1 protein-coding gene is annotated in these 8,666 nt (G+C 64.8%); it reads left to right on the forward strand.

All coding sequences use genetic code 11. The features are described from left to right. Positions 1-204 precede the first annotated feature (204 nt). On the forward strand, positions 205-8,666 hold an 8,462-nt coding region (locus AC1DFU_RS05890; RefSeq protein WP_477159854.1), incomplete at its 3' end, for a hemagglutinin repeat-containing protein.

Raw genomic sequence — 8,666 nt, forward strand, 5'->3', positions numbered from 1 at the left:
ACCCTGCGTAGTGCCGTACGCTCCGCCTCGCTTATAAAAAACTTACAACTGGTTACAAGTAGGCTCGCGGTAGTAGTACGGCGTTTCGCGCATCTTCTGTGCGAGTAGGACCCGAATTGCTGACGGCGGCCACGCGTGCGCCAGCAGCCGGGGTCCAGAATGAATCGTCTTTGTTACCGTCTCGTTTTCAACAAGACACGCGCCATGCTGATGGCCGTGCAGGAAACCGCAAGCAGTACCGGGTCCGGGCGGCGGGCTGGCCGGAAGGCTGTGGGGGGTGAGACGCGGCGGGTCTGGACGGGAAGCCTCTGCGTTGGCGTGCCCGTGCTGCAACTGGCAGCGTGGATGGCGATGGGGGTGCCGATGGTGGCCGGCGCGCAGATCGTCGCCGACCCCAATGCGGGCGCAAGCCGCCCCGGGGTTGTCCAGACGGCGAACGGCCTGCCGCAGGTCAACATCACGCGGCCATCGGGGGCAGGCGTCTCCGTCAATCACTACAACCAGTTCGACGTCAACAAGGCCGGTGCCATCCTCAACAACTCGCCGGGCATCGTGGCGACGCAGCAGGCGGGCTACATCGACGGCAATCCCAACCTGCAGCCCGGCGGGTCAGCAAGGATCATCGTCAATCAGGTCACCAGCACGCTGCCCAGCCAGTTGCGTGGCTACCTCGAAGTGGCCGGCCCGCGTGCGGAAGTCATCGTGGCCAATCCCAACGGGATCCTGGTTGATGGCGCGGGATTCATCAACACGAGCCGCGCGACGCTGACGACCGGGATTCCGGTCTATGGCGGCAGTGGCAGCCTTGATGCCTTCCGCGTGACCGGCGGGCAGATCCTCGTCGAAGGCGGTGGCCTGCATGCCACGGGCGTGGATCAGGTGGACCTGATTGCGCGAGCCGTCAAGGCGAATGCCGCCCTGTATGCCAATAACTTGAACGTCGTGGCGGGTGCCGCCCAGGTGGATCGCGCGACGCTCTCCGCCTCGGCCATTGCGGGCAGTGGTCCGGCGCCATCCGTGGGCATCGACGTCAGCGAACTCGGCGGCATGTATGCCAACAAGATCCTGCTGGCGTCCACCGAGGCGGGCGTGGGGGTTTCCACGCGCGGCGTGGTGGCGGCGCAGGCTGGCGACCTTACGCTGACGGCGCAGGGGCGGCTGCAACTTGCGGGGCAGACCAATACGACCGGCGCGATGACCGTCAGCGCACGGGACGGGGTCGATAACAGCGGTACCACCTATGCCGGCCAACGGCTGGCACTCGGCACGCAGGGCGCGCTGACCAACAGTGGCACGCTCGCGGCGGGCGGCGGCCTCTCGGCGAACGCAGCGTCGATTGCATCGAGCGGCACGCTGGCGTCCGGCGTGGGCGCCGACGGCACCGTTTCGCAGGCCGGGACGCTGGCGCTGAATGCCAGCGGCGCGGTGCAGGCGAGCGGCAAGGTGCTCGCCGGGGCGGACGCTACGGTGCAAGGTGGTTCGGTGAATCTGGCCGGCAGCGAGACATCGGCCATTGGCGCCGTGCAGATCAAGGCCAGTCAAGGCGAGATTGATCTGCACGGCGCCACGCTTTCGGCGGGCGGTGCGCTCGGCGCTCATGCAAGCGGCGCCCTTGATGCGTCAGGTGCCACACTACGCGCCGGCGGAAGCGCGAATGTGACGGCCGCAAGCGTCTCGAACCGGAACGCGCAATTGATCGCGGACGGTGCCATCGACATCCGTTCGGCAGGCGCGGTCGACAACGCCGGCGGTGTGATGCAGGCGGGCGGTGGACTCTCAATGGACACGGCGTCGCTCGGGAATCAGGCAGGGCGTGTGGTCTCGCTCAATGGCGATGACTTGACGATCGCCGCACGAGGCACCATCGAAAACACTACTGGCACCACCGCGAGCGGAGCGCAGGGTGGGGTCATCGGTGGCAACGGCAGCGTGCGGGTCGATGCGGACGTGCTCGTCAATCACGGTCAGATCAATGCCGGGAGCGGCGCAAAGCTGCACGTGGACAGGCTTGACAATGATGCCGGCGCGGTCATCGCGGGCGGTGCCGCGGACATCTCCGCGTCCGGCGCGGTATCGAATCGCAACGGCATGATTTCCAGTGCCTCGGTGGATCTCAATGGCGGCACGATCGACAATCGCGGCGGCCGGATCGAGGCAGACGGCCTTGCACTCCGCACAACCGGCGACCTGAACAATGCGGGTGGAACGATTGCGCAATATGGGCCTTCCGATACGACGATTGTCGCTGGCGGTACGCTCGACAACACTGGCGGCTCCGTCGCCATCAATGGAAGCGGTGGGACCCTCGATGTTGGCACGCTGACCAACAAAGGCGGGAAGATCGCCCACGCGGGTGCTGGCCGAATGACCGTACTTGGCGAAAGGGGCGCTGCCGACAACACCGACGGCAGCATTCAATCGAACGGCACCATTGATGCTCGCCTCCTCGCTTTGGACAACACCAGGGGCGTCATCTCCGCGCAGGGCGATGTGAGCCTCGTCGCGGGGAACGGCATCACGAACCATCAGGGCGCCGTCTACGCTGACAAGTCGCTGAGCGTCGGAACCCTTCGCCAAATTGACAACGCGGCGGGCTCGCTGCAGGCCGGCGGCGATCTGACGCTGAGTGCGACAGGGGTCCTGTCCAACAATGGTGGAACGATTTCCGCCAACGGCGCGGATTCCACCGTAAGCGTCACGGCTGCCGGGGTCGATAACACCGGTGGCCGGCTCACCAATGCGGGGGCCGGCGCAACCTCAGTCAGCACCGCAGGTTCGTTGAACAACACGGGGGGCACGCTGGGAGGGAACGGAAACACGACGCTCGCCGCCCGCGATCTTATCAACACCGGCGGCGGCAATGTCGCCGGTGGGGGCTCGCTCACGTTATCCGTCAGCAACAGCGTGGACAACCGTGGCGGCAGAATCTACGGCGGGCAGGCACTGACGATGCAGCAGGCCGGCGCCTACATGGATAACAGCGATGGCACGCTGCTGGGTGGAAAGAGCATCGCACTAAACGTGAGTGCGATGAACAACCTTGGGGGCAGCGTACGTGCCAACCAGGATATCGGCGTCGGCGGTGCATTGGCCGGCAGTGGCGAGATGACCGCCGGAGGTAACCTGAGCCTCGACGTCAACGGGGACTACGTCAATGACGCCGCCAACCGGCTGGCAGCAAATGGCGACCTCCGTGTGACGGCCACGGGCGCTGTCACCAACACCGGGCGCCTGGCTGCGCGGGAGGATCTGACGGTTCAAGGCAGCAACGTGGTCAACGCCGCCGGCGCCACCATGACGGGCGCCACGACTAACGTCAGCGCCAGCGGTACGATCAGCAACGCTGGCCGGATCGACGGTGACGCTGTAATGACCAATAGCGCAGCGCTTGGTAACACGGGCACGATCATCGGCAACGCCATCCAGGTGCAAGCCAGCGATGTTTCCAACGCCGGGGCGGCCGCGATCATCGCTGGCGCATCGGATGTGAAGATCTACGCCAGCAATGCCGTCTCGAACACCGACGGCGCCACGATCTACAGCATGGGCAACCTCCAGATCGCTCGCGATGGCACGCGGGACGGCGGCGGCATGCCGGCGAACCAGATGAACGCGCTGGTCAATAGTTCGGCAACCATCGAGGCCGATGGGGATATCGACATCGCAGCGCGTTCGGTGGTGAACAAGCGCACGAGCATCGTGACGGAGGGTGGAACGCCGGTGGAGACGGCGCGGCAGACGTTGACGGCTTGGATGGCCGGATTCGAGGGCGATGGCAGAGGGGGCTACAACAGCCTTGTGTTTCCGCAGTGGCGCTGGAATTCGAACGAGGCGCCCATCAGCGCAGACATGATGAATGCGCTGAGGAACCCGATTACCGTCGAGGTCCCCAAGTCAGACGTTGTCTACGTCGACACCAGTAACAAGACGCTATCGTTCTCCAAGGCGCCGATAGACCAATATGAGGGGCAGTGGTTGTGCCCGGAGAACGGTGATTTCTGCGGAAACCTGCTTGTAGACAGGAACATCGCGTCAAATCCCGTGCAGTACTATCAGGCGATCGAAGACACGGGCGCCGGCTATAAGATCACGTTCTGGCCGAACTGGAACCCTGCTACGCAGATCCGGCCGGACCAGCAGATCGTCCGCTACGACCTCGGGCCGGACGTACACGACTACAGCGAAATCGCGCGTACCACTGTCACGATGACGGCTACTGACCGACTGATCAGTGCCACGGACGCCGGAAAAATCCAGGCACGCGGTGCCATTCGCATCAATGCGGACGGTGGCGCCATCCTCAACCAGTCATCGACAATGGCGGCGGGCGGCAACCTTTCGCGCCGTGCCGCGGGCGGCACCATTGACGATGTCGGTACGGTCCTGCAGCAGACGGTTACCACAACGAGTACCTCGACCTTCTACTGGCACCAGAAGAGCGGCGGAAACTCGGATCAGCAGACTGTGGTCTATGCCCCCGAGCCGCAGGCCCCGACCACGGTGGCAGCGCTCCCGAGCGTTGTAACGTCCAATCAGACCGTACAGACGAGCGCCCGGGATGTCTCCGTGGGTGCGGTGAACGCTGTCGGCGTGGATGTGAGCAGCAGCGGCGTGGCCGGCGGTGGCGGTAGCGGCGCGCACATCGATGGTGCGGCCGGCAAGACTTCGCGTCCGCAGACCTTGGGTACCGCCAGTGGCGGCATTCCGAACCTGCACCTGCCGACCAACGGGCTCTATACCTATCGCAGCGCGCCGGGCGATACCTACCTGGTCGCCACCGATTCGCGCTTCACCCAGTACAACAACTTCATCTCGAGCGACTACATGCTCGGCGCGCTCGGACTGGATCCTCAGCGTACCCAGAAGCGCCTTGGCGACGGTTTCTATGAAGAAAAGCTGATCCGCGACCAGGTAACGGCGCTGACCGGAAAAACCTTCCTGACGGGTTACACCGACCAGATGGAGGAATACAAGGCGCTGATGAACAACGGCGTGACCTACGGCAAGGCCTTTGGCCTGGCGCCGGGGGTGGGTTTGACCGAGGAGCAGATGCGGCAGCTCACCACGGACATGGTGTGGATGGTGTCGCAGGACGTGACCCTGCCGGACGGAACGACGCAGTCAGTGCTCGTGCCCAAGGTCTATCTCGCGCAGGGCCCCGGCGTGGACCTCAACGCCACTGGTGCGCTGGTGGCGGGGAATGCCGTGGCGATCAACGCCACGGGGAACGTCAACAACAGCGGCAATATCGTCGGCGATGTGGCCACGCAGGTGCTGGGCACCGATATCGTGAACCGGGGCGCCATCGGCGGCACCACCGGCACGACGCTGGTCCAGGCCGCGCAGGATGTGCGCAACCTGGGCGGCCGGATTGGTGGGCAGGATGTGGTCGTCGCAGCTGGGCGTGATGTCATCAACGAGACGCAGACGATCTCTGCAGTGCAATCGGTCGACAGATCCAGTGCCAGCGCCACGGCCGTGGGTGGGCAGGCGGTCATCGAAGGCAAGGGCAATGTCGCAGTGCTTGCCGGCCGCGATGTGACGCTGGCCGGATCGACGCTGGCTGCAGGCGGCGATGCACTAATTGGTGCGGGCCGCGACATCAACATGGGCACGGTGGCCCTTGGCACAACGCAGGACACGCGCAACGGCCAAAGCTACAGCCACGATGCCGCGACCACCTACCAGGGGAGCGATGTCACGGCCGGCAAGGGTTTGACGGCTGTCGCCGGGCGAGACGTAGTCCTGGCCAATGCCGCCGTCAGCGCAGGCACGGATGCCACGCTGGTGGCGGGCCAGAACCTGGTCGTACTCAACACGACGGACTCGCAGGTCCATGCCGAAGCATCGCTGGGCGGCAAGAGTGCTTCCTACACCAAGTCGTCCTATGACGAGACGGTGCGCGGCAGCGAGATCGAAGCGGGCGGCAACGCCAAGCTGGCGGCTGGACAGACGGCGCTGGTCGGTACGGTACTTGCCGCCAACGGCATCGAGGCGACGCAGACGTCAGGCGCAGGCAGCGTGGCGGTCATCGGCTCAAGCGTGACGGCCGGCACGGGTGCGTCCGGTGGCGGCGTAACCATGGTCGCCACGGAAGACGTGATCGTGGCCGAGGGCCGTGAGGTGCATGCATCCAGTGCGGAGCAACGTTCGCGCAGTAGCGGGTTCCTGTCGCGCTCGTCGAGCCACGATGCAATCGCCAGCTACGCGGACGTGGGCGTGGGTAGCGCCATCAGCGGCAACACGGTCCAGGCAGTCGCTGGCAACGACCTGCTCATCCGCCAGAGCACTGTCACGGCAACGGATGCCGTTGACCTGACGGCAGCCAGAGGAAACGTCGTGATCACGGCCGGCGAAAACGTTCGCGAAGTGACCGAGACGCACGAGCGCTCTTCGTCCGGCGTTAAGTTCTCGGCGGGGCAGGGTGGAATCGGCGTGTCGGCTGGCAGCAGCAACGCTAAATCGTCGTCGCATACCGTGGCCGTGACCCAGAGCGACGCACGCTCCGCAGTGGGTGCCACCAACGGCAGCGTCACCATCACAGCGGGGAAGGACGCTGTCATCATCGGTAGCGACCTGATCGCAGGTCGGAGCGGCGACAACGAGAGCGCCGGCCACATCGACATCCAGGCCGAGAACATCGCCATCACTACCGGCATCGACCGGGTCGTGCAGGACAGCAGCCAGAGTAGCAAGTCCAGCAGCTTCGGCGTCGCCGTCGTCGGCACGCCGCTGGATTCTGTACGCAACATCCAGGCCAACAGCCAAGCCGACAGCAAGGTCACGGCCACAAAGCAGGTGGCGGGCGAAATCGGCCATTCGGCGGGAACGGCGCCGCAGATCGCGGTGACTTACGGGCGGAACTCCAGCAGCGCCGAGTTTCATTCCGAAAGCCTGACCAACAGCGGCAGCACGCTGACCGGCGCGGGTGACATCATCCTGCGCGCCACCGGCAGCGGGGCGAAGAACGATGCCGGCAAAGCGCTCGATGGTGACATCCTGCTGCATGGCGGCATGGTCAGCGCGGGCGGCAAGGCGGTGCTGGACGCGCAACGCAACGTGAACATCGAGGCATCGACGGATACGTACAGCGAGTCGTCTTCGTCGCAGAGCAGCGGCTGGAAGATCAGCACGGCCGGCGCTACGCTGGGCGACATCGGCCGTAGCATCAACGGCGGTGCCAACAGCAGCGGCGTGACCGTTGTGCCGTATGGCAGCCAGAAGGCCAATTCCAGCAGCGAACTGTCCGCCAGCCAGCAGAACGCCAGCACGATCACCGGCGATTCCGTCACGATTACCAGCCGCACCGGCGACGTGCGGATCGCAGGCAGCGGCGTGGCCGCAGAGCATGACATTGCCATCTCGGCCAAGCAGGGTCGGGTGGACATCCTCTCGGGGCAGGAAACCAAGTCGCAGCGTAGCGACAGCAGCAGCAAGGCCATCGGCGACCTGGGTGGCAACGGCTATGCAGGGACCTTCGGCGTACGGTCTGAATCGCACCATCTTGATGCAAACAGCACGAGCGAGAACACTGTGCGCAGCCAGGTGGTCAGCGACAGTGGCAATGTGAGCATCACCGCCAAGGACGACCTCACCGCGCGCGGTGCCGATATCTCCGCAGGGCAGGACGTGACCCTGATCGGCAGGAACGTCGTGCTCGATCCGGGCGAGGATTCCAGCGCGATGAACCAGAAGGACAAGTCGAGCCAATATGGCGTGACGCTAGCCTTCTCGGGCTATTCCGTGCAGGCGGCACAGGCGGCAGAGAACGCAGCACGGGCAATGGAGAGCGGTGACGGCAAGTCGGCTGCGCTGTATGCGGTGCAGGCGGGCATTGCGGCGGCCAATTCGGTGGGCGCGGTCAATGCGTTGCAAGGCCAGGGCAAGCCCCCCGTCAGTAACTCGGCAACGGGCAATCCGGGCAATAGCAACGGCGGCGGGTCGATCATCAAGGCCACGGTTAGCATCGGGGGCGGCAGCCAGCAGGCAGAAGTCCACAACGCCCAAAGCAGCAGCCAGGGCACTACGGTCAACGCAGGCGGCTCGGTCAACATTATTGCGGCAGGCTCGGGTGCAAAAGACGCTGAAGGCTACTTCACCGATGGCGATATCAACGCGCGCGGTGCGGAGATCAGCGGCAAGAACGTCGCGCTGACTGCCGCGCGGGACATCAACCTGGAGAGCGCACAGGATGCCGCGAGCCAGAACAGCAAGAGCAGCGGCAGCAACGCCAGTATTGGCGTGGGCCTGTCCCTGGGCGGCACCCAGAACGGCTTCACGATTGAGCTGGCGGCGGCACAGAACAAGGCCAAGGCTGACGGCACCGCAGTCACGAACCAGAACACGCATGTCACGGCTGGCGACACGCTGACCATCGCCAGCGGCCGTGACACGAACCTGAAAGGCGCCACGGCTACCGGCGACACCATCAAGGCTGATATCGGACGTGACCTGAACATTGAAAGCCGTCAGGACACGGACGATTACCACAGCCGCGAATCGTCATCGGGTATGCAAGCCAGCATCTGTGTGCCGCCGATCTGTTACGGCACCACGGTGAGCGCCAGCGGCAGTGTGAGCAGCGGCAAGACGGATAGCACCTATGCATCCGTGGTGGAGCAAACCGGGCTCTATGCCGGCAAGGGCGGGTTCGATATCAACGTGGA

Source organism: Cupriavidus sp. 10L45 (assembly GCF_056395225.1).